Below are 24503 nucleotides of genomic sequence, written 5' to 3'. Positions count from 1 at the left end.
CATGGTCGGCGAGAACCTGCGGACAGGGCGCAAGGCCCCCACTTAACTGAGCGCCACCAGTCCGTACCGTATGGTCGGCAATCGGCCGGTGAAGTGGGAGTACAAGACGCTCGAACCACCGAAGGGGTTGACCAAGCGCGAGACGATCGACCCGAGCGACCAGCTCAACGAACTCGGCGAGGAGGGCTGGGAGCTCACGGCGACGATCGACTACGACAAAGGTGGCACGAAGCTGCTACTGCTCAAACGGCCTGTGTACGATGAGTGAGAACGATCTCTCGTCGGCCAACACCCTCCGCGAGCGGACCGACGTGAACAAGGCCCTCTTCTGGGTGCTCCTCGAGGCGAACCGGTGGGCAGTCGTCGGGGGATTCGCGCTCGTCGTCTTCGTCGCGTTCATGCTGTTCGGCCTATTCAAACCACTCTTGCTGGCATCGATGATGGAATCGAGCGATATGGTCGAGACGGTGTTTTCGGCACTACTCGGTGCGATCATCACGAGTACGACACTCGTGGTCTCGATCAACCAGCTCGTGCTCTCACAAGAAATCGGCTCGCTCGGCACCCAGCGCAGCCGGATGGACACGACGATGGATTTCTACCAGAACACCGACGAACTGCTCGAAACCACCACACCGAGCGATCCCCCCGTCTTCCTCGCACGGCTCATCGAGACCTGCGAGAAACGAGCAGTTGCGCTCCGTGAGGCCATCGCCGGGAACGAGAACGACGATCTCCGCGACCGCGTGAACGAGTACGTCGAGGACCTCGAAGAGAACGCGGACACGGCGCTCGACGAACTCGACGGCGCGGATTTCGGGACGTTCGCGGTCGTTTCCCCCGCTCTGAATTTCAACTATGCACAGAAGATGCATGACATCCGGCGTCTCGGCGAGGAGCACGAAGACGACCTCAGCATCGAGGAGCGCACGGCGTTCCGGGAGATGCTGGAGGCGGTGACGATGTTCGGGCCGGTGCGCGAGTACGTGAAGGTGCTGTACATCCAGTGGGGGTTGGTGAAACTCTCGCGAGCGATCCTCTACGCTGCGATCCCGGCACTCATCGTGGCCGGCGGCATGGTGGTCTTCGTCGACCCGGGCACCTTTTCGGGTACTTTGCTGGGACTCGAAACCATGCTCTGGGTCGTGAGCATCGCGTTCACGATCTCGGTCACACCCTTCCTGGTGTTCACGTCGTACGTGCTGCGGATCGCAACGCTCGCGAAGCAGACGCTGACCGTGGGGCCACTCGTTCTGACGTAGAATCTCTTGATTTCAGCATTCGAGTCGAAGCGACTCGACAGACAACGTAGCTGTCGCCGCTTTGTTGTCCGATGTTCTGCGATGCCGCCCCCTGAGTGCTGAATGGGCCGAATGCTGATTCTATTTGACTGCACGGGAGCTGCACACTGAAGGAGAGTCGCTCCGAATCTGGCACTGAGAGTGCTGTTGGGACCGCTAGTGTCTCTGTCACCCGACCAGAGCGTGTATGGAAAAATTACATCTCATGCTGACCAGCCTCATTCCCTTCTTCGTCTCACCATTGAGCGCGGGCGATATGCAAGATACGCACCCTGCATCTCGTACGCTGTATATCTCAACTGCTGGGAAGGGTTCGCGCAAAACTACTGAATCCTCCAATGACTCCTCTACTATCGATCGTGATCTCGCTGGTCGGTCTGCCCAACCGAGGCTGCTTTAGTCCCCGGGACGGATACCACTGCCATGAGCAGGTTCGAGGACGTCGCGGATCGATACGATCCCGACGCGGTCGAGGAGCGGGTGTTCGACCACTGGGACGAAACCGACGCCTACCAGCAGACGAAAGACCACCGCGCGGACGAGGAGCCGTTTTTCTTCGTCGATGGCCCCCCCTACACTTCGGGTGCAGCTCATCTCGGCACGACGTGGAACAAGACGCTGAAGGACGCCTACATTCGGTATCACCGGATGTGTGGCTACGACGTGACCGACCGTCCCGGCTTCGACATGCACGGGCTCCCGATCGAGACTCGGGTCGAGGAGAACCTCGGGTTCGAGAACAAGAAGGACATCGAGGCGTTCGGGATGGAGCCGTTCATCGAGGAGTGCAAATCGTACGCCGAGGCCCAGTTAGAGGGGCTCCAGTCGGACTTCGAGTCGTTCGGCGTTTGGATGGACTGGGAGAACCCCTACAAAACCGTCTCACCGGTGTATATGGAGGCGGCGTGGTGGGGGTTCGCCCAGGCCGCAGACCGGAGCCTCGTTGAGCAGGGGAAGCGTTCGATCACCCAGTGTCCGCGGTGCGAGACTGCGATCGCCAAAAACGAGGTCGAGTACCACGAAGTCGAGGACCCCTCGATCTACGTGCAGTTCCCGCTCCGCGAGCGAGAGGGGAATCTCGTCATCTGGACCACGACGCCGTGGACGGTGCCCGCGAACGCGTTCGTCGCGGTCGACGAGGACGTGACCTACCAGCAGGTTCGTGCCGAAAGAGACGGCGAGAGCGAGGTGCTCTACCTCGCGGCCGACGTGGTCGAGGAGGTCCTGAAGAAGGGCCGGTACGAGGACTACGAGGTACTCGACGAGTTCGACGGGAGCGAGATGCTCGGCTGGGAGTACGACCATCCGCTGGCCGAGGAAGTACCCGACCACGCCGATGGTGACGGTGCGGGACAGGTGTACCACGCCGACTATGTCGAGGTCGACAGGACGGGGCTCGTCCACTCCGCACCCGGTCACGGTCAGGAGGACTTCGAGCGGGGCCAGGAACTCGGCCTCGACGTGTTCTGTCCCGTCGAGGGCGACGGCGTCTACACCGACGAGGCTGGAAAGTACGCCGGCGAGTTCGTCCGCGACGCCAACGACGGGATCATCGCGGACCTCGACGAGAAGGGACTGCTGCTCGCCGAGGAAACCTACGTCCACGACTACGGCCAGTGCTGGCGATGCGACACGGACATCGTCTTCCTCGCCACCGATCAGTGGTTCATCACGGTCACCGACATCAAAGAGGAACTGCTCGCCAACATCGAGGACAGCGAGTGGCATCCTCCGGAAGCGCGCGACGAGCGCTTCCGGAACTTCGTCGAGGACTCGCCCGACTGGAACGTCTCCCGGCAGCGCTACTGGGGCATCCCCGTCCCGATCTGGACGCCTGAAGGTGACGAGGACCGCTTGGAGAACGGAACGACCGACGACGGATCGACTGTCGACGCCGAGGAGATGGTCGTCGTCGGCACACGAGAGGAACTCGCCGAGCGGGTCGACCAGGACGTCGATCCCGACACGATCGATCTCCATCGGCCGACGGTCGACGACCTGACCATCACCGAGGACGGCACTACGTACACCCGGGTCCCGGACGTGTTCGACGTCTGGCTCGACTCGTCGGTGGCGTCGTGGGGAACCCTCGACTATCCGGGCGAGACGGAGGCGTTCGATGAACTCTGGCCCGCCGATCTCATCATGGAGGCCCACGACCAGACCCGCGGCTGGTTCTGGTCACAGTTGGGAATGGGCACCGCAGCGCTCGGCGAAGTTCCGTACGAGGAGGTGCTGATGCACGGCTACGCCAACATGCCCGACGGGCGAGGCATGTCGAAGTCGAAGGGTATCACGATCGAGCCCGGCGAGATCGTCGAGCGCCACGGGGCCGACGCGATGCGGTTATTCCTCTTGTCGGTCACGCCACAGGGCGACGACATGCGCTTCTCGTGGGACGAGACCGAGGAGATGGAGCGCACGCTCAACATCCTCTGGAACGTCTTCCGGTTCCCGCTGCCGTACATGCGCCTCGACGGGTTCGATCCCCAGGAGACGACTCTTGACGATGTCGAGAACGCCCTCGAACGCGAGGATCGGTGGGTGCTCTCGCGGCTCCAGACCGTGGAGGCAGAGATGGCCGACGCGTGGGCTGACTTCCGCCAGGACCGCGCGCTCGACGCTCTCCTCGATTTCGTCGTCGAGGACGTCTCCCGGTTCTACGTCCAGGGCGTCCGCGAGCGGATGTGGGAGGAATCGGATAGCGACTCGAAGCGCGCGGCGTACGCCACGTTCTACCGGGTACTGGAAGAGGTAGTCGCGCTGCTCGCGCCGTACGCGCCGTTCGTCGCGGAAGAGATCTACGGTACGCTCACCGGTGATTCGGGTTTCGACACCGTCCACATGTGTGACTGGCCCGAACCCGACGCGGCGCTCCGCGACCCCGATCTCGAACGCGCGGTGGCGGTCGCGCGCGCGGTCGAGGAGGCCGGTTCGGCCGCCCGCCAGCAGGCCGAACGCAAGCTCCGGTGGCCCGTCACGCGCGTCGTGGTCGACGCCGAGAGCGAGGCGGTCGCGAGCGCGGTCGACGACCAGCGCGACCTCGTCGCCGACCGGCTGAACGCTCGCCGCGTCGAGCTGATCGACCCCGACGACCGGTGGGACGAGCTCGCCTACAGCGGCGAGGCCGACATGAGCTTACTTGGCCCGGAATTCGGCGATCGCGCGGGTGAGGTGATGACTGCACTCAACGAAGCTCGGGTCGAGGAGCCGACGCTCGCGGCGCTCGAAGCCGCCGTCGAGGACCGTACCGGCGAGTCGGTCGATCTCTCCGAGGAGATGGTGACGATCGTGACCGAGACGCCCGACGCGGTCGCCGCAGCCGGATTCGGCGAAGAAGGTGGCGGCACAGTCTACGTCGATACCGCCCTGACCGAGGACATCGAGAGCGAGGGCTACGCCCGCGATGTAGTCCGTCGTGTCCAGGAGATGCGCAAGGAGCTCGATCTCGATCTCGAAGAACGGATCCGAGTCGAGTTCGCCGTCGCGGACGACCGGATCGGCGATCTCGTCCGCGAGCACGAGGCCCTGATCGCCGAGGAGGTCCGCGCCGACGAGTTCGGGGCCGTCGAGGACGGCCACCGACGCGAGTGGGATGTCGAGGACACCACGGTGGAGATCGCCATCGAGCCGCTCGCCGGCGCGCGAGCGTAGCTCGGACTATTTCGAAAGTACGTCGGCGATCGCGGGCGCGACGCTCACGTTGCTCTCGGCGCGCTCGATCGTATCGGTTCCGTAGACGGCTTCGACGCCCGCGCGGGCGAGGCGAGTTCGAGCGGTGCCCGCGAGCACCGGGTGGACGCAGGTAACGAACGCGCGGGCCGCATCGCGGTCGCGGAGATGGGAAACAGCGGTCGCCATCGTCGAGCCGGTGGCCACGATGTCGTCGACGAGCACCGCGTCGCGGCCGCCGACGTCGGTCGCGTGGGGTTCGATTTCGACTTCGGTGGCGCTGTGGCGCGTCTTCTCGAAGTAATCCACCGAGCCCTCGCCGTGTGCGTCGCGAACGGTCGTCGCGAGTTCACGCGCACCGGCGTCGGGGGCGAGGAACACAGGATTGTCGAGATCGGGCAGGGGAGCCGCGAGCTGGCCGGCGGCGTCGACGGTTTCACAGGGCACCTCGAAGAACCCGCTGACGCTCTCCTCGTGGGGATTCACGGTGAGTACGCGGTCAGTTCCCGTACTCAGGGCGCGGGCGACCGCACGAGCCGAGACGGGGTGGCCCGCCGCGAACGCGCTGTCCTGGCGGGCGTACCCCATGTACGGGAGTATCGTCGTGACCTCGCGAGCGCCCGCCTCGCGGACCGCGTCCTGGAGCTGGAGGGCTTCGAGATGGGCGTCGCTCGTAGTGGTTGCACAGACCACGACGGCGCTGTCGGCGTCGAACTCCGGGACCGAGGCACAGAGCTCGCCGTCGGGAAATCGCTCGTACTCGGTGGCCGCGAGCGGCTCGTCGAGTTCGGCGGCGAGCGAACTCGCGAGCGATTGGGACGTCGAGGCGCTAACGATCATGCGCGTGTGTTCGCGGGCCGCCTAAACCGGTTTTCGGTAACGAGCCGAGAGCACCCCTCTTTCGAGTCGTGCCAGGCGATAGGATTATGCATTGCTGTGGCAACGATAACGAAAATGAGTACGGACATGATCGGCGCTGGCCTCGTGCTGGGGCTGCTCGGTATCGGAGTGGCGTACCAGGGCTGGAAGAAACGCAGGCAACATCAGTTGGTTACCGAAACCCCCACTACGGAGATCAGGAGCATCGACGACGAGGGCCGGGTCGAACTGAAAGGTACTGTGACCGGACCAGCGGACGACGAGGAGGGATTCGTCGCACCGATCAGTAACGAAGACGGCACGCTCCTCGCCGCGTGGGAGATACAGGAGTGGTCGGAGCACGGGGATCACAGCGAGTGGAACATCATGGCATCAGGAGTTCACTCCGTCCCGTTTCTGATCGACGACGGTACGGACAGCGTTCGAGTGGCGATCGAAGACCGTGCGGACGGCGGAACCGATTGGATGCCATCGGATCGGGGTCTCGCGAGCGAGGGAACTGCCGTCGACGGAGTGGTGTGTGAGTTCGAAGAGTTTCCCTCGGTCACAATCGACGCCGAATCCGAACCACCCCAGCACATCCGTGAGTTCGTCGAGGGCGAAACGAGCGTCTCGGAGCAGACGGGCTCGATCACGAACCTCATCGATGTCGGCAACGCACACGGCGACCGGCGCTACCACGAGCAGACACTGCGGAAGGGCAACGATACCTACGTGCTCGGTCACGTACGGGCCAACGAGGGTGCCACGATGCCGCTCCACCCAGAGGACGTCGTCGTCACTCCCGATGAGGGGGAAAAATTCATCATTTCCGACCAGACTGAAGCCGAGCTGACCGACGACCTCGGCGGCACGTATCGCTTTTTCCTCGCTGGAGGCGTCGTCTTCATCCTCGTCGCTGTCGGCCTCGTCGTCGCCGGTGCAACACCAATTCTCTGAATGCCGCAGAAGTACTAGCCTGCTATCGTCGCAGCACTGCCGCAGTGGGTGCTACCTGACTCCTCGAATTCTCAAAACGGAAGGCCACGGAGTTATCTGCTCAGGCTATTGAAGAGGTCGTTGATGACGTTGAGGGGATTTTGGCGGAGACGATCTGGTGTGTTTCACGTCTGCTATCGCGATTTTCGATCCGGCCGTGCGACGAGCGCCCGAACGCCGCGTAGCCCGAGCGGGTGATCACGCCAGCCGTCGTCGGTTTCCGAGAGCAACGTTCCGTCCGCTGTGACGGCGTAAACACCACCTTCGGATTCCGATTCTGCTCCGCCGTATGCGACATCGACAACCTCCCGATCGACGTCATCCACAGTCGTCCATTCGCCATCGGCGTGGCGATACAGCGTTTCATCGGTTGCTGCGTGTGCCCGGCCGATCGCCCCCGGCTCGGCCGTCCCGCGATCCGTGCTCATCATCGAAAACATCCCATCGAGAACTGGCAGCCAGCCGTTACCGAGTCGATAGAGGCCGTCGGCGGTCGTCGCGTGGGGCGTTCCCGCGGCGGCGACGTCGCTGGCGGCATCGAGTCCGACGTGCTGGCAGTCGGTGTTGGAACACCGATAGACGCCATCGGCGGCCGCCACGAGCTCACCATCGATCGCCTGCGGCTCCGTGACGGTGCTAACCGGTGTCCATTCGCCGTCGATGCGGCGCGCTACGGTTCCGTCGGGAGCGGCGGCGAGGAGCGTTCCGTCCGAGCCGATAGCTGCTGCCCGACCGAAACCGGTCGATTCGGCGTCTTCGTCGGTGCCAAGGACCACGTCCTCGTCGGTGGCCACCGCGATCCGACCGTCGTGGACCGCGAGATCGTGGGCCGTGGCACGGTCGACGAGTTCGATCTCACCGATCCGTGCGCCGACGACTGCGACGCGAGCGAGGCCCGTCTCGCTCGCGACGAACAGCGCCACCTCCTCACTGTCCGGCCCGTACACCCGCTTCTCGTCGATGCTGCTCATGAGCGAACACGACTGCCGACCGTCGAAAGCGTTCCGGCGTGCGGGCGGTCGGTGGCCGCTTCACGGCATGACGAGTTCGAACGGCACCGGCGTGAAACAGAGCGCGCCGAGGCCGAACGTGACGATGCCGAGTGCGGTCCGTTTCGCGTCGAGTCCGTCCTCGTAGATCGGGGTCGCGGGGCCGGCGTACGCAAAGCCGAGGGTGAACACGCCCCAGAGCACCCAGAGGAAGACGGCGTTGAACGCGGCCTCGCGGACGTAGTAGAGATAGGCAGCGAGCCCGAACAGCGCAGCCGGCACCAGCGCGCCGACGGTCTCGTGGCGCTTGCCGACCATCGCGCGCACGAGGTGGCCGCCGTCGAGCTGACCAACCGGGATCAGGTTGAGGAAGGTGACGAACATCCCGACCCAGCCCGCGAACACCACGGGATTGACGACTTCGCCGCCCGAATACGTGAGTGGCTGCCCGGTGAGATCGGCGAGTATCTGGACCAGCGGTGGGTAGTTGAACGTGATCGGGATCGCCGGTTCGGGAACCGGGTCGAGATACAGCCCGACGACCGTGACGACACAGGTCGCAACCAGGCCGGCGAGCGGCCCAGCGACCCCGATATCGAACAGACTCTTCCGGTCGGGCATTCGGCCGCGCATCCGGATCACCGCACCCATCGTTCCGATCACGTTCGGCAGCGGGATGAAGTAGGGCAGACTCGCGTCGACGCCGTGATACCGGCTCAGTGCGTAGTGACCGAGTTCGTGAACCCCGAGTACCGAGAGCACCGCGAGCGCAAACGGCCACCCGGCCAGCAGGTTCGTGGGATCGCTGAGATCGGCCCCGTACCACCGACTGCCCGCAACGAGCGTCGAGAGCACCGTGAGCGCCGCAAACAGGAGGTTGGTCCACGGTATCCCGTCGATCCCGGTCGAGCGCGGCGTGGCGACGAGGACGTACCGTCTGCCGCCAGTCTCGACGCCGGTTAGCGGGTCTCGCCGGGGTTCGTTCGTCAGCCGGACCTCGTAGCCCCGATCACGGAACACCGGCCAAAGCCGACGTTCGAGTCGTTCCCCCGAGACGAGTGGTTCGCCGTAGTATCGGAGTTGCCCGTCGTCGACGGTGACTTCGGCGACGCGAAAGAGTCCCGCGAACGCCTCGGGTGGAGGTCCCTCGGCGCGCGGTTCGCTGTCGTCCATCATCCATTGCTGGTGGCGGGCAGGGATAAGCCTACAGACCGTTCGTCGAGCGGGATGCGCCAACGGGGACCCGATTCAGGACGGGAGCGCGAACAGCCCACTCGGACGATTACGCCGGCTCGACGCGCCACGTCGTCGCGCTGGTGTACGACCACTTCTCGATCTCGAGATCGGTCGCCGCGTCGCTGAGCTTGCACATCAGTGCGCCGATCTCCTTCGGCGAGAGCCCCACCTCGTCCGCGATGAACTTGCTCTTGAAGTAGAGCTCGCCGTCGGCAGCGTTGCGTTCGAGATACGTCTTCAGCCGCTGTTCCTTGGCGTTCGCATCGACCGTGGGCTGTGTCGTGCTCATTGTCGGCCTCCACTCGGGATGTACAACCCCAATGTATTATAGCCGACAGATGCTTCGCGTAGCTTTGGGCCCTTTCACGATGTGGTCGCTTCCCACGCTCGTTTCACGACGCTTCGAGAGGAGCCTAGACGTTTTATCGACCGCGCTGCGTTTCTTATTTCCTCTTCCGCGCACTCGTCGTCCTCCACAGTTCGGGAGCGCGTCACACGACTCGCCTGGCTAAGTAGCGGATATAATTACCGGGTAATGGCTAGTGGTATGCGTCGCGATGGCTCACGCGCGCTCGTGGAGCCAGAACTGCTCGTCGGCCGTCACTTCCTTTTTGAAGATCGGGACTTCGTCTTTGAGTCGGTCGATACCGTCCGAGACCGTCGCGAACGCCTCCTCGCGGTGGCCCGCGAGCACCACGACGAACACGATATCCTCGCCCGAGGTGATGACGCCCGTGCGGTGGTGGGCGAGCACGCGCTGGACGCCCTCGCGGGCTTCGAGGTCGTCGATGATGGCCGCGAGGCGCTCCTCGGCGACGCCCTCGTAGGTCTCGAACTCGAGGTGCTCGGTCGGCGCGTCGTCGTCGGCGTCTTTCGTCCGGACGCGACCCGTGAAGGTGGCGATCGCGCCCGAGCGATCCGCGTTTGGGGCTGATTTGACCTTCTCGACCAGCGATTCGAGCGTGACGCGGGGTTCGAGGTCGTCGATCGCCGTACACACCGCATCGAGATCGATCCCGTCGGCATCGTCGGCCGAAGCGAGCTCGCGGCCGGCGTGGTCGCGGTCGCCGAGAACCACCGCCGGGAGGTGGCGGCCGGAAAAGCCTTCGACGATCGCGTAGTCGTGGTCGGGAGCGAGATCGTCGAGGATCTCGTCGAGATCGCGCGCGTCGCCGGTGGCGAACCAGCCCTCGTCGTCGACGCCGTAGGTGACTGCTGCGCCGGCGTCACGGTGGCGAGCGGTGTCCTTGCCGTGGGTATCGATGTCGGGTGCGTGATCGAGGTGCTTGATCGTGGCGACCGATCCGCGCTCGTCGAGACGGTCGACGAGTCGCTCGATCAGCGTCGTCTTCCCCGTTTCCGAGGCACCGACGACGGCGAGAGCCTTCATATCTGAAAGGGGGCCGCAATGTGCTTGTACCCTTCGACGGCGTTGATAACCCTTATGCGTGCGTCCGGGCAATCCGGCAGCAATGAAACTCGTTCTCTCGCTCGGCGGGAGCGTTCTCGCACCCAGGGATCCCGAACGCGTCGGCGCGCACGCAGCCGTCATCGAGAACCTCGTCGAAGCGGGCCACACCGTCGGTGCGGTCGTCGGCGGCGGAACCGTTGCGAGAGAGTATATCCACACCGCCCGCGAACTCGGCGCGAACGAGATCGAACTCGACCAGCTCGGCGTCGACACCACCCGGCTCAACGCCCGCCTGCTGATCGCGGCGCTCTCCGAGCGTGCGGCGACCCGCCCCGCCCGGGATTACGAGACAGCGGGCGCGGCACTCAGGCGCGGCGAGATCGCGGTCATGGGCGGCGTCGCACCGGGCCAGACCACCGACGCGGTGAGCGCCGCGCTCGCGGAGTACGCCGGTGCGGATCTTCTCGTCTATGCCACCAGCGTTCCGGGCGTGTTCGACGCCGATCCCGCCGAAAACGACGGCGCACACCGCTACGACGAGCTCTCGGCCACCGAGCTCGTCGACGTGATCGCCGACATCGAGATGACCGCCGGCGCGAGCGCTCCTGTCGACCTGCTCGCGGCGAAGATCATCGAACGCTCGGGCGTTCGTACTGTCGTCCTCGACGGTACCGACCCCGACCGAGTCGCGGAGGTCGTCGAATCCGGCAGCCACGACGGTACCGACATCATCCCAGCGGCCGCGGACGAACCGACCTACTGGGCGATGAATGACTGACGAGAGGCCAACCGGAAACGAAACGGCCGACGACGCCATCGACGACCCGTACGTCCTCAGCGGCTCGCAGTCTCACGACTTCTGGGCCGAGTCGGTCGCCGATCGGATCCTCGAACGTGACCCCGACGATCCCATCGTCATCAAGGGTGGGATCTCGCCGTCGGGAGTTCCTCATCTCGGAAACATGAACGAGATCGCGCGGGGGTACTTCGTGGCCGAAGCGCTGCGCGAACGGGGGCATACGGTTCGGCAGGTGTTCACCGCCGACGACCGCGATCCGCTCCGCAAACTTCCTCGAAAGCTCGCCGACCTCGACGGCAACGTCGTGGATCTCGGCGACGTCAACGCCGGCGCGCTCGGCCGAAACCTCGGAAAACCCTACACCGCGATTCCGGACCCCTTCGGCTGCTGTGATTCGTATGGCGAGCACTTCGTGACGCTGATCGAGCGACTCGTCGACCGTCTCGACGAGCGCGGATCGGTCNAGAGATGTGTATAAGAGACAGCACCGTGCCGAGGCGCGGCGGGTGCTCGCAAAGTATCAGGACAAGGTCGATGATACCTATGTCCCGTTCCGGCCGATCTGTGCGAACTGCGGCCACGTGGTCGAAACCGACGCCGTCACGAACATCGACCTCGATGCGGGCACCGTCGAGTACGTCTGCACTGACATGGAGGCGGGCGATCAGACGATCGAGGGCTGCGGCCACGAGGGAACTGCGACCCTCCGCGAGGGTAAACTCCCGTGGCGCTTCGAGTGGCCCGCCCAGTGGCAAGTGCTCGACGTGGACTTCGAACCGTTCGGGAAGGACCACGCCGAAGGCTCGTGGCCGAGCGGGGCCGACATTACCCGCAATGTCCTCGGCGATATCCCACCAGTCCCGATGGCCTACGAGTGGTTCACGCTCGATGGCCAGCCGTTCTCGTCGTCGGCCGGACACGTCATCATGGTCCAGGACGTGCTCGAACTGATCGAACCTGAAGTGCTCCGGTACTTCTTCACAAAGGATCCGAGTACGGCACGGGATTTCTCGGTCGAGCGGGTCGATCAGCTCGTCGACGAATTTGATCGCTTCGAGCGAGCGTACTCCGAGGATTTGGACACTGAAGCCCGATCGATGGCGACGGTCGAAGCCGCCTACCCGACGGTCATCGGCGACAGCGAGACTCCACGGCTCCGGCTTCCCTACACCTTCGCTGCCGTGTTGGGGATGACCGACGATTCCGATCTCCGCGAGAAGATGGCGCGCCGTGAGGATCACATTCCCACGGACGCCTCCGAAGAAGTCGTCATGGACGCGCTCGCACGAGTCAACCGCGCCCGTACGTGGGCCGAGCGCGTCGACAACGCCTACAACTACCGCCTCGCAGCCGACCTCCCCGCCACGGAGTTCGACGCTGCCACCGAGGCCGCGCTCGATGACCTCGCCGACTTCGTCGAAGCGGGCCACGCTGGTGAGGCGATCCAGAGCGAGATCTTCGAGACTGCGCGGCGACACGATCTCGATCCCGGAAACCTGTTCGCCGCGGGTTACCGGCTCTTCTTCGACACCGATCAGGGGCCACAGCTCGGCACCTTCCTCGCCGATCTCGACCGCGCGTTCGTGGTTCGTCGCCTCCGGCGTGAGGCGTAGCCTCGTTTCGGCGCTGCGGTGTGGGGTGAGGAGGACGCGGGCAAACCAAACCCTCATGGCCGCGAGGGCCGTCCGAACGGATGATGGTTAGCACGCTGGTGTGGGTGCTTTCGGGGCTTCTCCTCTATACACTCGTTGCGACGGCGCTCCAGTCGTGGGGCGTCCTGCCGAGTTCGGTTCGGGTGTCGGGGCCGATCACGACGATCCACACCCAGCGCGGAAAGGAGTTTCTCGACTGGCTCGCGGGACCGAAGCGGTTCTGGCGGGCGTGGGCCAACGTCGGCGTCGGGATCGCGCTGGTGGTGATGGCTGGCTCCTTCCTCGCGGTGCTCTTCAGCGCCGTCAGGATCTTCAACCAGCCCGAATCCACGGTAATCAGGCAGCCACAGGACGCGCTCGTGATCCCTGGCGTCAACCAGTTCTTGCCGCTCTCGGTCGCGCCCGAGATCGTGTTCGGCCTTCTCGTCGGTCTGGTGGTTCACGAGGGTGGCCACGGCCTGCTCTGTCGGGTCGAAGACATCGACATCGAATCGATGGGACTCGCGCTGCTCGCGGTGATCCCGATGGGCGCGTTCGTCGAACCCGACGAAGAGAGTCAGGCGCGCGCCGACCGCGGAGACCGCACCCGGATGTTCGCTGCGGGCGTCACCAACAACTTCGCGATCACGGTAATCGCGTTCGCCCTCCTCTTCGGCCCGGTGGTCGGCTCGATCGCGGCCGCACCCGGCGTTCCCGTCGGCGGGGCGCTCAACGGCACTCCCGCCGCCGACGCCGGTATCGATCGTGGCGACGTCATCACCCACATCGACGGGCAGCAGGTGGCGAACGCGAGCGAGTTCGACGCCGCGCTCGCGGACGCGAACCGCACAGTCGCGGTCTCGCTACAGGACGGCAACACTACCACGGTACAGCGGTCGGTCGTCGTCACCAGCGCGGTCGTGGACGGACCGCTCGCCACCGGAACGTCGATCGAGGCGGTCAACGGGACCGCCGTCGGCACCGAGAACGCCTTCCACGCAGCGCTCGAAAACCGATCGACGGCACAGCTTTCGACCGACAACGGAACCGTGACGATGCCCGTCGGCGCGGCCGCGACCGTCACGCCCGGCGGTCCACTCGCGAACGCGAGCGACGGCCTTGCGGGTGAGTCGGTTGTCGTCACCCGTATTGCCGGCGAGCGCACGCCGAACCGGTCGGCGTTGAGCGACGTGCTCGATGGGACCGAACCGAACGAGAGGGTGCGTGTCGAGGCGGTCGTGAACGACGACCGCGGCAACTACTCGGTACAATTGAACGAGAACCCCGATACCGGTAACGGATTCCTCGGCGTCAGAATCTCACCCGGCACGACTGGGATCGTGGTCGACGACTTCGGCATTCAGTCGTATCCCGCCTCGCAGTATCTCGGCCTGCTCGGCGGTGGCGGTGGAGACGGAGCAGGTGGAGCCGGTGGCCTGGGCGGCTCGCTGGTCGCACAGTTCCTCGCCGTGATCTCACTGCCGTTCGCGGGCGCGGTTCCGGGGAGCAGCGGGCTCGTCAGCTTTGCAGGCTTCGTCGGCCCAGTCAGGAACTACTTCACCATCACGGGACCGCTGTCGTTCCTCGGCGGGAGCGTGTTCACCCTCGCGAACGTGCTGTTCTGGACCGGCTGGATCAACGTCAACCTCGGGCTGTTCAACTGTATCCCCTCGTTCCCGCTCGACGGCGGCCACATCTTCCGGGCGAGCACCGAAGCGGTGGTTTCCCGGCTCCCGATCGGCAGTCGGCAGGCGCTCGCCGGCGCAGTGACGACGGCGGTGACGCTCACGATGATCGGCGCACTCGTCGTGATGATCTTCGGGCCGACGGTGTTGGCTGGCTGAGACCGAAACGTGCTGCCGCAGGCTTATGCCCGACCGCCGACTGATCCGATCATGGGCCGACGATTGCTCGTCCCGTTGACCGACTCGACACACTCCTGGCCCGGACTCGAACACGCACTCACGATCTTTCCCGAGGCCGACGTCACTGTACTGAACGTCATCGACCCGACGGGAGCGGGCTATGGTGAGCGATCCGGCGACAGTGAAACGGCCGCCGACACCGCCGAAACGGCCGCCGAGGAGCTGTTCGCGGCAGCCGACGAACTGGCGGCGGAGTACGACGCGACGCTCGATACGGCGGTCGTCGAGGGTCGGCCTGCCGACGCCATCACCGCGTACGCCGACGACCACGACATCGACGCGATCGTCATGGGAAGCCGCGGGCGTTCCGGCGTCTCGCGCGTCCTGCTGGGAAGCGTCGCAGGGACGGTCGTGCAGGACTCGTCCGTCCCGGTGACCGTCGTCCCCTGATTCGCGTGTCGGCCGTTTCCGAGAACGATCCGCAGTCGACCGCCGTCGATCGGGCTTCAGCGGCGTTTTAGGCCCGGCCACCGAACCGCCGACGATGGACGATCGGCTCGCCACGGGCCTCCATACGGGGCTGCTCATCGCCGTCATCGGTGTGCTCGCGTGGGCAACGGGCCTGCCGGCGCTGTTTCCGAGCCTCGGCCCCTCGGCGTTCGTTCTCGCCACCTTCCCCGAGAGCGAGGCGAGCGACACCCGGCGAGTGGTCGTGAGCCACGCGATCGGCGTCGTCACCGGCCTCGCTACCTACCACCTCTTCGCCGGCGGTATCGTCGTGACGAGCGAGATCGCGCCACTCTCGCTCCCCGGTCTCCGACTCGCTGCCAGCGGCGTCGGGGCCATCGTACTCACCGTGATGGGGATGATCCATCTCGGCGTCCGTCACCCGCCGGCGTGTGCGACGACGCTGATCGTCGCGCTCGGACTGCTATCGAGTCCTCTCGAAGGCGTCCTGATCGTCGCTGCCGTGGCCGTTCTCCTCGGAGTACAGCGATTACTCCTGCTGACCGACGCGGCACTCGATAGGCGCGGCGTTTTCGCCATCGGTCGATCGCGCTCCGACTGATGCAGTACATCGGCGCGTACGGGTGCAGTCACCGGAGTCAGGAATCCTCGATACCGTTCGCTTGGAAGTCCACGTCTTTCTCCTCGCCCGCGAGAGCGATGTGGCCGTAGTTGAGGAGTGCGACGAAGACCGTCCCGCCGAGCACGTTGCCGATGGTCGTGAAGACGATGAACGGGACGAACGCGCCCGGCGCGACGCCCGCATCGAGGACGATCGCCGAGAGTACTTCCGTCGTGCCGAGGATCGCGTGGTGGAACGGCCCGAACCCGATGGCAGCGGTCGTGAGCAACACGAAGACGATTCGGCCGACGGTGTCGCGACTGGCGGCCGAGAGCCACGTCGCCATCCCCATCAACCACCCCGCGACGACTCCCGACAGGGTGATCGTCCACCACGGAAGACCGACGAGCGCGCCCGCGAGCGAGCCGAACGCGCTCGGCTCGGCGATCCCCATCGGTTCGCCGATCGCCGCGATGAGTGCGACGAACGCCGCACAGCCGAGCAGGTTCGAGACGTAGGTTACGCTCCAGATCTGTCCGAGATCACGAAGCGACGCTCGGCCGTCGAGCACCGGGAGGACAGCCATCGTGGAGTGAGCAGTAAAGAGTTCGGTCTGACCGATGACGACGAACAGAAACGCGATCGAGGAGACACCGGCGAGCGTGACCTGTTTGGTGAGTGTCGAGTCGAACCCGCCCGCGAAGGTCAGCACCATCGCCATGAACAGCGCCCCGAAGCTCAGGTTGAGCCCGGCCGAAAAGCCCGAGATGAACGTCCCGACCGCGGGCCGGTCCATCTCTTTCAGGGCGTTCTCCATCTCGCGCTCGAGGATCTTGCGATAGGAGAGCGTCGCGCCGGTGGGGCCGTCCTCGTTTGCACTCATCGCACTACTGTCCGTGGATACCCACGGGCGCTAAACGGTTGGGACTGCCCGTGCCGGCGTCGAAACACAAACGCCCTTGTCGTTCGGCCCGTAGTTGCGACATGGACCGACGAGAGCCACCGCGGACCGAGGAAGGGTGGTACGTGCTCCACGACTTTCGGACGGTGGACTGGGACGCGTGGCGCGCGGCCCCCGACCGTGAGCGCCAGCGCGCGATCGAGGAGGGGATCGACTACCTCACGGCCCACGAGGCCGTCGCGGACGCCGACGCGGGCGGGTCGGCGACGTTCAGCGTGCTCGGCCACGACGCCGATCTCCTCGTGCTCCACCTCCGGCCGTCGATGGCCCACCTCGATACCGCCGAACGACGGTTCGAGGCCACGGCGCTCGCCGATTTCACCGAACAGACCGACTCCTACCTCTCGGTCACGGAGGTCTCGGGCTACATGTCCCAGGACTACTTCGAAGGCGAGGAGGTCGAGGACACCGGGATGGCGCGCTACATCGAATCCCGGTTGAAGCCCGACATCCCCGACATGGAGCACGTCTCCTTCTACCCGATGGACAAGCGCCGTGGGCCCGAGGACAACTGGTACGATCTCCCTTTCGACGAGCGGAGCGACCTCATGAGCGGCCACGGCGACATCGGCCGCGACTACGCCGGCGACGTCACCCAGATCATCACCGGCAGCGTCGGGTTCGACGATTATGAGTGGGGCGTTACTCTCTTCGCGGACGACCCCGCACAGATCAAGAAACTCCTCTACGAGATGCGGTTCGATCCGTCGAGTTCGCGCTACGCCGAGTTCGGCCGGTTCCGTTTCGGTCGGCGGTTCCCCCCGGAGGACCTCGGCGCGCTCCTCGCCGGCGAGCCAGTTCCCACGGGCGAGGACACCAGCCATCATCACGGCGACGCGAGCGCACACGGCGAACGCCACCACGACGAAGGCCATCACGGTGGTCGTTCCGACGACGATCACGATGACGAGAGCGAGCAGGACATTCGGGAGGCACTCGCCGACGAGGACATCTACGCCGGCCAACCTCACGGCGAGGATGTCCACGCGATGGTGCTCTACTCCGAGGCCGAGCCCGCAACCCTCGCCGACGATGTCGACGGCCTCCGCGGGAACTTCGAACACTACGACACTCACGTCAAGACCGCGGTCTATACGAATAGCGAGGCGCGAAGCGCCTCGGATGCGAGCGGTGAAACCGCGAGCACGGACGGTGGCAACGCGGCAGTCGTGAGCATCTGGGACACCGCGAGCGCCGCCGAGACCGCCGGTGGCTTCCTCGCCGATCTCCCGGGCGTCGTCTCGCGCGCGGAAGTCGGTGAGCTGGAGGGCGAAGAAGCGGGCTTCGGCACGATGGGGATGTTCTACACCACGAAGCCAGAACACCGTGAGGAGTTCGTCGAGAAGTTCGCCACCGTTGGCGACCTCCTCGCCGACATGGACGGCCACCACGAAACCGATCTCCTCGTCAACCGTGCGGACGAAAACGATATGTTCATCGCCAGCCAGTGGCGCTCGCGCGAAGACGCGATGGAGTTCTTCCGAAGCGACGCGTTCGCCGACACCGTCTCGTGGGGTCAGGACGTGCTCGCGGACCGGCCGCGCCACGTTTTCCTCACCTGAACCGTTTTACTGCGGGGGGTTCGCTCGCCTTCGACTCGCTCAACCCCTTGCAAAAAGCTTCATCAAAAACTCCCGCTCGCTCACTCCGTTCGCTCGCGGTAGAACTGCTGGCACTCTCCGCAACCGCTACTGTACAGCACCGCCGAAGCCCTCGCTTCCTACGGTCGCTTGCCCTTCATCCACCAGGATCGCACCGCCTCCGCAGCCGCACCGTCGGCCGCGCCGCAACCGTGTCCGCACCGCCGCCGCACCGAACGCCGTTTGCACTGTTTATGATCGAAAACGGACGGAAGGGGCGACAACGACGCCAAACGGTCTCGGCCGTTCATCCCTGTCGACGACCACCGTTCACCCGTCATGTCCGATGTGCCGCTCGACTCGACCGACGGTCGCTCCGGCACCGACTTCGACACGACGCCATCGGTGACGCCCGACGACGCGTTCGCCGCACTCGCCGATCCGCGCCGGCGCACCGTCGTCACCGCGCTTCGCGAACACAGCGGCGACACCATGGCCATCGAGACGCTCGTCGATCACGTCACCTCCCAGGAAGCACCCTCCGCAGCGACCCGCCGACACGTCCGCACGTCGATCGCCGACGTCGAACTCCCGAAACTCGACGATTGGGGTCTCGTCGAGTACGACAGCGCCCGGAGTACGGTCCGCTACATCGCCTCACCGCTCGTCGAGGGGCTACTGGCACACGTCGCCGAGAACGATCGGTAGCTCAGTCGCCGGCGTACTTCGCGCCAACCGCGTTGAGGTCGATTCCCTCGACCGAGGATCGAAAGCCTGCCATCCCGTCGTCGCGCTCGATATCGAAATCTCGCTCGTAGAGGTCGGCGACGCGCTCTCCCTCCTCGTCCGACAGCGGTGGTGTCTCGGGGGCCGCGGCCCACTCGTCGATGTCGGCGGCAGTACGAAAGGTCGGCGTTACCGAGGCGACCGCGTCGTGGGCGAGCAGCCACTGGATCGTGGCCTGCCCCATCGTACGTTCTCCATCGCGTTCGAGGAATCGCAGTTTGTCGACTTTCTCCCAGCCGGTGTCGTACCACTCGTCGGGTCGGAACCCCCGATGATCGCCCTCGCCGAGTTCGGTTTCGGGCGTGACCTGCTCGTTCAGCAGGCCCGAGGAGTGTGGCACGCGGGGGATCAGACTCGTGTCGGCGTCGAGGTCGTCGATCGTCTCGATGAAGTGCTGGCCGGGGACCTGCTCGAACAGGTTGAAAACGACCTGGATCGCGTCGAACTCGTTCTCGATCGCGGCGTCGCCCTCCGCGAGCCACCCGATCGAGGGGCCGAGCGCCCAGCCGATCGCCTCGACTTTCCCGGATTCGCGGAGTTCGTCGAGCGCTTCGAGCAGGTCCTCGTCTACCTCGTCGACGTTCGCGTTGTGGAGCTGGAGGAGATCGACGTACTCGGTGTCGAGGCGCTCCAGACTCCGCTCGACTGCGGTGTGGAGGTACTCCGCATCCATCTCCTTCGGCAGTTCACCGTGGCCCGCCTGCGGGTTGTTGTAGAAATCGTAGCCGACTTTGGTGGCGATGGCGACCTCGTCGCGAACGTCGGCGAGCGCTTCGCCGACCAGTTCTTCCGAACGGCCGTGGCCGTACACGTCGCCGGTGTCGAAGAAGGTGACGCCCCGATCGAACGCGTGCTGGAGCATCTCGATTCCTTCCTGTTCGCTCCGATCACCCCACCAGTCGGTGCCGACGGTCCACGCGCCGAAGCCCACCTCGCTCACCTCGACGCCGGAATCGCCGAGTTCGCGGTAGTGCATACGCGCGTCTTGGTTTCGGGGCCACTTAGCGGGCGTGGTTCGATCGGGTGCACACTCGCGTGCTCGAAACGAGTGTTCGAGCGACTCGTCTCCGGTCAGGCGACATCGTACCGACGCGAGTCGCTCTCGACACCCGTGTATCGATCGTCCGCGTGGGCGTCGAGACGGACCGCCATCCGACTTTCGGGGTCGTAGTCGACGAGTCTGGCGTCGATCAGCACGGGGATATCGATATGGTGGAGGCGGATGGCAGTCCGCTCGCGTACTTCGTCGCCGACCGTGTCGACGGGAACGTTCTCGCGTGCGGCCACGACGTACGCCGCGAGCGTCCGAAGCTCGACCGGATACGCGAACTTCCGGAGTTCGTCGAGCGCGACTCGCTGCCGGGCCGCCGTGATCGGCTCCGACTCGACCGACGGTGGCTCCGTACCGTTCCCCACCGATACGTGGCCAGCGGCTGGAGACGAGCGACCTGTCATACGTAACACTCCATTCAAAACAGGGAGCCGTCATAAAGAAATCCCATGAACTCTCCGTGCGAATAAATAGTTCACCGTACCGGTGCCGAAACGGTCACTGACTTCGAGAGAAACTGTCCAGCCCTTGAAACCCCTCTCACCTCGCCGCTGGCACGATCTCTCGATCGTCGGAATCGCTCGATGAAGCGGACACCAGTAGCCACGATGACCGGCGAAAGCGAAGTTTTTGTTCCCGGAACGAGTGAGCACGCCATGAGTCGGGCCGTGGCGATCAACGTCGGTGCCAACACCAATACTCCGGGCGTTCGCGGGCCGATCAGGACTGACGGCGCGTTCGAGTACGTGCCGATCCCCGAAACTGAACCGACCGATGAACCGGTGCCGACCTACGCGGATCTCGATCTCGCTACCGACCTCCCGACGGACGTGCTCGACACTCCCGTGCATCTCGACCCCGAGTTCCCGGAGTACCCCTACGGCGACCGGTACAGCTACGGTGATCCACACGGGGTGAAGGCCCGACCACTCGCCGATCTCGCGGCGGGCGATTACGTCTTCTTCTACGCGACGCTCACGACCGCGGGCGAACCGGCGTCGTGGCAGGCTCCAGAGTGGGGTGCGTATCTCATCGGACAGTTCGAACTCGCGCGCGATCCCGTGACCGGCGCGGAGTATCCCGACCTTACGCCCGCCGAACGCGACCGCTTCGCCTCGAACGCTCACGTCAAGCGCGAGACGTTCGACGCTGCGGTGTTGCTCGCCGGCGATCCCGACGGCTCGGCGCTGTACGAGACGGCGCTCCCGTTGAGCGGGCGCGCGGCTGGCACCGACGCGAACCGGATCGTCACCGAGCTATCGGACGATTCCGGAAAGGGGCCGTGGTGGCGGCGACCGCTCCGCTTCGACGCGGAAGCGACCGCGGAGCTGCTTGCTATACGTCGAAACGACCGCTTTGAGGACTGTTTCGATGGGGATTAGCAGTCAAACCCATACATTGGTTCGCTTACTCTCCGAGGGCTGTCAGAAATGCCGTGCAAGATAGAGAGGCTGCATTCAGCAGACTGGTGCTGGAGGCCAATACCGACGACGTTCGGCTTATGCGTGTGACGGCTCAGGCATTCATCCCAGAGGGGTGAGGCTGCCGCTCGCCATCTGTCACTCAGATTCTGCGATGACGAGGCCAAGCTGGCTCAGATCCCGAATATCGGGACGAATCGGAACGTAATATAGGCACCAGCCGTCGCGATAGCCGGCACGACGTTTTGCATCAGAACGACCCGAGCGGTCGTCACGGGGTTGAACAGTGCCCCCGGGCTGGGGATGTCCGCTGCGTCCTCCGCGCCAATGGGCGGAAGCGTCTCGCCTTCCTCATCGGCCGCCAGTGCGTTGACCGTGACCGGAGGCCCCCCGTCCCCGGCAATGACTTCGGGAGCGGTCATCGGCCGGGTCGCCCGGCCCCAGCCTAACCCGACGATGGACATCGTCGCAATGATGACGAAGCTCGCGGGGATGCCAAGCGCTGAGAGGAAGACGACTAGCGTCGAGGAGACCGACGCGACGACGATAGCCGCAGTCAAGGGTAACTCCGTGATGTCGCTGCCCATCGTCTCTAAGGTTCGGCGGGCGATGGTGAACGCTCCGATGGTAACGGCGATCCCACCGAAGATAATGGCCGGGTTCATCGCCAGTTCACCGCTGCCGACTAACGGTGCGACAGCGTTGGCGATGTTCGAGGTACCCGAGGAAAAGGCCATCAGACAGCCGATCGCGACGACGGTGACCGTCCCGATTAGCTCCCGGCGGTTGGTCGTCCGGTGGAGCCGTGGGATGGGGACGGAACCGGACCGGTCGACGTCGAACAGCGGCCCCGTACTGCGCTCCATCGCGACCATCTCGTTCAGTCGTGCGTAGAAGTACCGACCGATGACCAGAGAGACCCAGAAACCGATGATGGGCGAGACGACCCACCAGATGACGATCTGCCCCATCACGGCGAGATCTAGCACGCCACCGGCCAGCCCAAGACCGGCGATAGCACCCACGGCGGTCATCGAGGTTGAGGCCGGCACGCCAAAGACGTTCCCGACCAGTAGTGCGATCCCAATGAAAAACAACACTGCGATGGAAGATTCGAGAGTGAAGATGCCAGTGTCGACGACCAATTCAGTACCGAGTTTCGTCACGACGTTCCGGCCAAGTGTCCAGGCACCGATGAAGAAAAACAAGCCCATTAGTCCCGCGGCAACGGGCTTGGAGATAGCGTCAGCACCGACGGCCGGCCCGAACGCTGGTCCTGTGGTCGACCCACCGATGTTGTAGGCGACGAACATCGCGACGAGGACGCCGACAACGAAGAGTGCACTGATCATCGATCCTCGGTCTCGGCGTCTTCGTCGTCTGCGCTCTCTGCTGCCATCTGTTCTTCCAAGGTCTTCTCTACGGTCTCTTCGACTGTCTCGTCAACCGTCTCTTCGACCGTCTTCTCTACGGTCTCTTCGACGGTTTCCCCAACCTTCTCCTCGACTGTTTCGTCGACGGTCTTCTCAACGGTTTCCCCAACCGTCTTCTCCACTGTTTCGTCGACAGTCTTTTCGACGGTTTCCCCAACCGTCTCGTCGACGGTCTCCTCGACGGTTTCCTTGACCGCCGTCGTCATCCAGTTTGGATCGAACCGGGCCATCTTCCAGACGACGTGTAGAACGTAGGAGACGAGCACTCCAAACCCGAACGCCAGTCCGATGGCGTTCCCCGCGACAACGATTAGTACGACTGAGACTGCGATCAACAGCCCGTAAGTCAGGTCGACGATGGTGTCGACGCGGCTCGGATTCACGCCGCACCGGGCCTGAAGGCCATTCGTGCGGGGAGAGCGAACCGGACCCCCATGGATGTGAAAAAGCACATGGTAGATATTACACCCTGCTCGCGCAAGTAGCTTGCCAAAACTATTTCGGCCGGATGGAAGGGTCAAATCGGCTGAATCCTATCGTTTCTCGGAGCGACGAAAATAGTGTTCGAGAGCGAGCGCCGTTCAGGTGGGAACGTGATCACGCGTCCAGCCAGGGTCGTGACCGGTGCGATCTATGAGGTCGGACCGACACGCCGGGCAGTAGTCCGGGGTAACGGATTGGTTGCGGGGAACGTACACCCCGCCACCGCACTTCACGCATGCATCCGCGACGACGGTCGCGCAGTCCGCGCAGACGTTGAAGTCGTCAACCGTGAGCTCGCGCAGGGGCTCGAGCTGTTTATCCAGGAGATACTCGTCGATGACCGTCTGGCAGTTGTGGCATGGTTTCATGGCGATGCATGATACACTCCGTGACCGCACCGGAAGTACTTGCCCCCGAATCCGACTTGACTGCTGAACGCCGAGCCAACGGTACGTGTGACCGACCGTTCCACAGGCGTACAACCGGAGTCACGGTATCACTACCCTCGGAAGCGTTATCCCCGACGGAAGCCCATGACCAAGAGTAATGACGAAAGGTACGGTTGATTTCTTCAACGATCAGGGCGGCTACGGCTTTATCAAAGTCGACGATGACGAGGAAACGGACCTCGATGACGACGAGGACGTGTTCTATCACATGGAAGACATCGGCGGTCCGGATCTCGAAGAAGACACCGATGTAGAGTTCGAAATCGAACAGTCTCAGAAGGGGCCGCGAGCGAGCAACCTCACCCGACTGTAAGCCAGAGCGACAACCAACGGTTCGAATTTTCAGTGCCAACAGACCGGTAAGCGTAGGCTATGAGCGTTTCCGGCGTGTGATCGATTGAGCGTCCAAGACGACACCGATAGTCGGGACGACGGACAAGAGTGGCGTGCTGGATACAGAGCGCATATCTTGCACATCGATTTGCCAACAGTGGTCTGCTCGGACGACT

At 64.4% G+C, this 24503-nt stretch carries 23 protein-coding genes and 1 pseudogene; 13 read left to right on the top strand and 11 right to left on the bottom strand.

What is annotated here, in order from left to right:
• Nucleotides 1-70: 70 nt before the first annotated feature.
• The 3 genes from C449_RS12375 to ileS all read left to right on the top strand — a co-directional run bounded on the left by C449_RS12375 (nucleotide 71) and on the right by ileS (nucleotide 4955).
• Entirely contained in the window at nucleotides 71-268 is a 198-nt protein-coding gene (locus C449_RS12375) for a DUF4177 domain-containing protein (protein WP_006078362.1), read from the top strand.
• On the top strand, nucleotides 261-1262 hold the full coding sequence (locus C449_RS12370; protein ID WP_006078361.1) for a hypothetical protein: 1002 nt from the start codon (nucleotides 261-263) through the stop codon (nucleotides 1260-1262). Before C449_RS12375 ends, C449_RS12370 begins: the two co-directional genes overlap by 8 nt.
• Nucleotides 1263-1724: 462 nt before the next feature.
• Complete coding sequence (gene ileS, locus C449_RS12365; protein WP_006078360.1) at nucleotides 1725-4955, top strand: isoleucine--tRNA ligase; 3231 nt, start codon at nucleotides 1725-1727, stop codon at nucleotides 4953-4955.
• A 6-nt stretch (nucleotides 4956-4961) separates the two neighbouring features.
• Here the strand turns inward: ileS and prs are convergent, their stop codons facing one another.
• Complete coding sequence (prs, locus tag C449_RS12360) at nucleotides 4962-5813, bottom strand: ribose-phosphate diphosphokinase (RefSeq protein ID WP_006078359.1); 852 nt, start codon at nucleotides 5811-5813, stop codon at nucleotides 4962-4964.
• Between the two features lie 114 nt (nucleotides 5814-5927).
• Here prs and C449_RS12355 point away from each other — a divergent pair, with 114 nt between their 5' ends.
• A complete protein-coding gene (locus C449_RS12355) occupies nucleotides 5928-6791 on the top strand; it encodes a GIDE domain-containing protein (RefSeq protein ID WP_006078358.1) in 864 nt (287 codons plus the stop codon).
• A gap of 173 nt (nucleotides 6792-6964) precedes the next feature.
• Here C449_RS12355 and C449_RS12350 read toward each other — a convergent pair whose 3' ends face one another.
• From C449_RS12350 to C449_RS12335, 4 genes are all read right to left on the bottom strand, one after another.
• A complete protein-coding gene (locus tag C449_RS12350) occupies nucleotides 6965-7801 on the bottom strand; it encodes an HVO_0234 family beta-propeller protein (RefSeq protein ID WP_006078357.1) in 837 nt (278 codons plus the stop codon).
• 60 nt (nucleotides 7802-7861) lie between these two features.
• Nucleotides 7862-8992, bottom strand: coding sequence for a site-2 protease family protein (locus C449_RS12345; protein WP_006078356.1), 1131 nt, complete (start codon nucleotides 8990-8992; stop codon nucleotides 7862-7864).
• Between the two features lie 109 nt (nucleotides 8993-9101).
• Complete coding sequence (locus C449_RS12340) at nucleotides 9102-9344, bottom strand: DUF7123 family protein (RefSeq protein ID WP_006078355.1); 243 nt, start codon at nucleotides 9342-9344, stop codon at nucleotides 9102-9104.
• Between the two features lie 273 nt (nucleotides 9345-9617).
• Entirely contained in the window at nucleotides 9618-10445 is an 828-nt protein-coding gene (locus C449_RS12335; protein WP_006078354.1) for a molybdopterin synthase, read from the bottom strand.
• A gap of 82 nt (nucleotides 10446-10527) precedes the next feature.
• Here C449_RS12335 and pyrH point away from each other — a divergent pair, with 82 nt between their 5' ends.
• The 5 genes and pseudogenes from pyrH (at nucleotide 10528) to C449_RS12310 (ending at nucleotide 15830) form a co-directional block, all read left to right on the top strand.
• Nucleotides 10528-11244 carry a UMP kinase gene (pyrH, locus tag C449_RS12330; RefSeq protein ID WP_006078353.1) on the top strand — a complete coding sequence of 239 codons (717 nt, stop codon included), beginning with the start codon at nucleotides 10528-10530 and terminating at the stop codon, nucleotides 11242-11244.
• Nucleotides 11237-12878: pseudogene (lysS, locus tag C449_RS12325) on the top strand (lysine--tRNA ligase). Before pyrH ends, lysS begins: the two are co-directional and overlap by 8 nt.
• A gap of 83 nt (nucleotides 12879-12961) precedes the next feature.
• On the top strand, nucleotides 12962-14740 hold the full coding sequence (locus C449_RS12320; RefSeq protein WP_006078352.1) for a site-2 protease family protein: 1779 nt from the start codon (nucleotides 12962-12964) through the stop codon (nucleotides 14738-14740).
• Nucleotides 14741-14791: 51 nt separating this feature from the next.
• Nucleotides 14792-15211 carry a universal stress protein gene (locus tag C449_RS12315; protein ID WP_006078351.1) on the top strand — a complete coding sequence of 140 codons (420 nt, stop codon included), beginning with the start codon at nucleotides 14792-14794 and terminating at the stop codon, nucleotides 15209-15211.
• Between the two features lie 94 nt (nucleotides 15212-15305).
• The gene (locus C449_RS12310; RefSeq protein ID WP_006078350.1) at nucleotides 15306-15830 is read left to right on the top strand and encodes an HPP family protein; all 525 of its coding nucleotides are present in this window, start codon (nucleotides 15306-15308) and stop codon (nucleotides 15828-15830) included.
• A 37-nt stretch (nucleotides 15831-15867) separates the two neighbouring features.
• Here the strand turns inward: C449_RS12310 and C449_RS12305 are convergent, their stop codons facing one another.
• Entirely contained in the window at nucleotides 15868-16713 is an 846-nt protein-coding gene (locus C449_RS12305; protein WP_006078349.1) for a formate/nitrite transporter family protein, read from the bottom strand.
• Between the two features lie 101 nt (nucleotides 16714-16814).
• Between C449_RS12305 and C449_RS12300 the strand changes: the two genes are divergently transcribed.
• Both C449_RS12300 and C449_RS12295 read left to right on the top strand, forming a co-directional pair.
• Nucleotides 16815-18353, top strand: a complete 1539-nt coding sequence (locus tag C449_RS12300; protein ID WP_006078348.1) for a heme-binding protein — start codon at nucleotides 16815-16817, stop codon at nucleotides 18351-18353.
• 357 nt (nucleotides 18354-18710) lie between these two features.
• On the top strand, nucleotides 18711-19079 hold the full coding sequence (locus C449_RS12295) for a DUF7344 domain-containing protein (RefSeq protein ID WP_006078347.1): 369 nt from the start codon (nucleotides 18711-18713) through the stop codon (nucleotides 19077-19079).
• Between the two features lies 1 nt (nucleotide 19080).
• On the opposite strand, the gene C449_RS12290 is transcribed toward C449_RS12295, so the two are convergent.
• Both C449_RS12290 and C449_RS12285 read right to left on the bottom strand, forming a co-directional pair.
• Nucleotides 19081-20133 (bottom strand): aldo/keto reductase, encoded by a 1053-nt coding sequence (locus C449_RS12290; RefSeq protein WP_006078346.1) that lies wholly within the window; start codon nucleotides 20131-20133, stop codon nucleotides 19081-19083.
• A gap of 95 nt (nucleotides 20134-20228) precedes the next feature.
• On the bottom strand, nucleotides 20229-20612 hold the full coding sequence (locus C449_RS12285) for a DUF7344 domain-containing protein (RefSeq protein WP_241430114.1): 384 nt from the start codon (nucleotides 20610-20612) through the stop codon (nucleotides 20229-20231).
• Between the two features lie 252 nt (nucleotides 20613-20864).
• Between C449_RS12285 and C449_RS12280 the strand changes: the two genes are divergently transcribed.
• A complete protein-coding gene (locus C449_RS12280; protein ID WP_049914154.1) occupies nucleotides 20865-21590 on the top strand; it encodes an Nmad3 family putative nucleotide modification protein in 726 nt (241 codons plus the stop codon).
• 212 nt (nucleotides 21591-21802) lie between these two features.
• On the opposite strand, the gene C449_RS12275 is transcribed toward C449_RS12280, so the two are convergent.
• The 3 genes from C449_RS12275 to C449_RS18690 form a co-directional block, all read right to left on the bottom strand.
• Entirely contained in the window at nucleotides 21803-22981 is a 1179-nt protein-coding gene (locus tag C449_RS12275) for an inorganic phosphate transporter (protein WP_006078343.1), read from the bottom strand.
• Nucleotides 22978-23514 (bottom strand): hypothetical protein, encoded by a 537-nt coding sequence (locus C449_RS12270; protein WP_241430113.1) that lies wholly within the window; start codon nucleotides 23512-23514, stop codon nucleotides 22978-22980. Before C449_RS12270 ends, C449_RS12275 begins: the two co-directional genes overlap by 4 nt.
• A 129-nt stretch (nucleotides 23515-23643) precedes the next feature.
• On the bottom strand, nucleotides 23644-23913 hold the full coding sequence (locus C449_RS18690; RefSeq protein WP_006078341.1) for a DUF7571 family protein: 270 nt from the start codon (nucleotides 23911-23913) through the stop codon (nucleotides 23644-23646).
• Nucleotides 23914-24091: 178 nt separating this feature from the next.
• Here C449_RS18690 and C449_RS12260 point away from each other — a divergent pair, with 178 nt between their 5' ends.
• Entirely contained in the window at nucleotides 24092-24307 is a 216-nt protein-coding gene (locus C449_RS12260; RefSeq protein ID WP_006078340.1) for a cold-shock protein, read from the top strand.
• The last annotated feature ends 196 nt before the right edge of the window (nucleotides 24308-24503 follow it).

This window comes from Halococcus saccharolyticus DSM 5350 (assembly GCF_000336915.1).
GTDB lineage: Archaea > Halobacteriota > Halobacteria > Halobacteriales > Halococcaceae > Halococcus > Halococcus saccharolyticus.
This window is presented reverse-complemented; position numbering and strand designations above follow the sequence as displayed.

Bases quoted from the DNA above. Each gene is read 5' to 3' on its own strand.
- C449_RS12375 (WP_006078362.1), top strand. From the start codon at position 71: ATGGTCGGCAATCGGCCGGTGAAGTGGGAGTACAAGACGCTCGAACCA.
- C449_RS12370 (WP_006078361.1), top strand. From the start codon at position 261: ATGAGTGAGAACGATCTCTCGTCGGCCAACACCCTCCGCGAGCGGACC.
- ileS (WP_006078360.1), top strand. From the start codon at position 1,725: ATGAGCAGGTTCGAGGACGTCGCGGATCGATACGATCCCGACGCGGTC.
- prs (WP_006078359.1), bottom strand. From the start codon at position 5,813: ATGATCGTTAGCGCCTCGACGTCCCAATCGCTCGCGAGTTCGCTCGCC.
- C449_RS12355 (WP_006078358.1), top strand. From the start codon at position 5,928: ATGAGTACGGACATGATCGGCGCTGGCCTCGTGCTGGGGCTGCTCGGT.
- C449_RS12350 (WP_006078357.1), bottom strand. From the start codon at position 7,801: ATGAGCAGCATCGACGAGAAGCGGGTGTACGGGCCGGACAGTGAGGAG.
- C449_RS12345 (WP_006078356.1), bottom strand. From the start codon at position 8,992: ATGGACGACAGCGAACCGCGCGCCGAGGGACCTCCACCCGAGGCGTTC.
- C449_RS12340 (WP_006078355.1), bottom strand. From the start codon at position 9,344: ATGAGCACGACACAGCCCACGGTCGATGCGAACGCCAAGGAACAGCGG.
- C449_RS12335 (WP_006078354.1), bottom strand. From the start codon at position 10,445: ATGAAGGCTCTCGCCGTCGTCGGTGCCTCGGAAACGGGGAAGACGACG.
- pyrH (WP_006078353.1), top strand. From the start codon at position 10,528: ATGAAACTCGTTCTCTCGCTCGGCGGGAGCGTTCTCGCACCCAGGGAT.
- C449_RS12320 (WP_006078352.1), top strand. From the start codon at position 12,962: ATGGTTAGCACGCTGGTGTGGGTGCTTTCGGGGCTTCTCCTCTATACA.
- C449_RS12315 (WP_006078351.1), top strand. From the start codon at position 14,792: ATGGGCCGACGATTGCTCGTCCCGTTGACCGACTCGACACACTCCTGG.
- C449_RS12310 (WP_006078350.1), top strand. From the start codon at position 15,306: ATGGACGATCGGCTCGCCACGGGCCTCCATACGGGGCTGCTCATCGCC.
- C449_RS12305 (WP_006078349.1), bottom strand. From the start codon at position 16,713: ATGAGTGCAAACGAGGACGGCCCCACCGGCGCGACGCTCTCCTATCGC.
- C449_RS12300 (WP_006078348.1), top strand. From the start codon at position 16,815: ATGGACCGACGAGAGCCACCGCGGACCGAGGAAGGGTGGTACGTGCTC.
- C449_RS12295 (WP_006078347.1), top strand. From the start codon at position 18,711: ATGTCCGATGTGCCGCTCGACTCGACCGACGGTCGCTCCGGCACCGAC.
- C449_RS12290 (WP_006078346.1), bottom strand. From the start codon at position 20,133: ATGCACTACCGCGAACTCGGCGATTCCGGCGTCGAGGTGAGCGAGGTG.
- C449_RS12285 (WP_241430114.1), bottom strand. From the start codon at position 20,612: ATGACAGGTCGCTCGTCTCCAGCCGCTGGCCACGTATCGGTGGGGAAC.
- C449_RS12280 (WP_049914154.1), top strand. From the start codon at position 20,865: ATGAGTCGGGCCGTGGCGATCAACGTCGGTGCCAACACCAATACTCCG.
- C449_RS12275 (WP_006078343.1), bottom strand. From the start codon at position 22,981: ATGATCAGTGCACTCTTCGTTGTCGGCGTCCTCGTCGCGATGTTCGTC.
- C449_RS18690 (WP_006078341.1), bottom strand. From the start codon at position 23,913: ATGAAACCATGCCACAACTGCCAGACGGTCATCGACGAGTATCTCCTG.
- C449_RS12260 (WP_006078340.1), top strand. From the start codon at position 24,092: ATGACGAAAGGTACGGTTGATTTCTTCAACGATCAGGGCGGCTACGGC.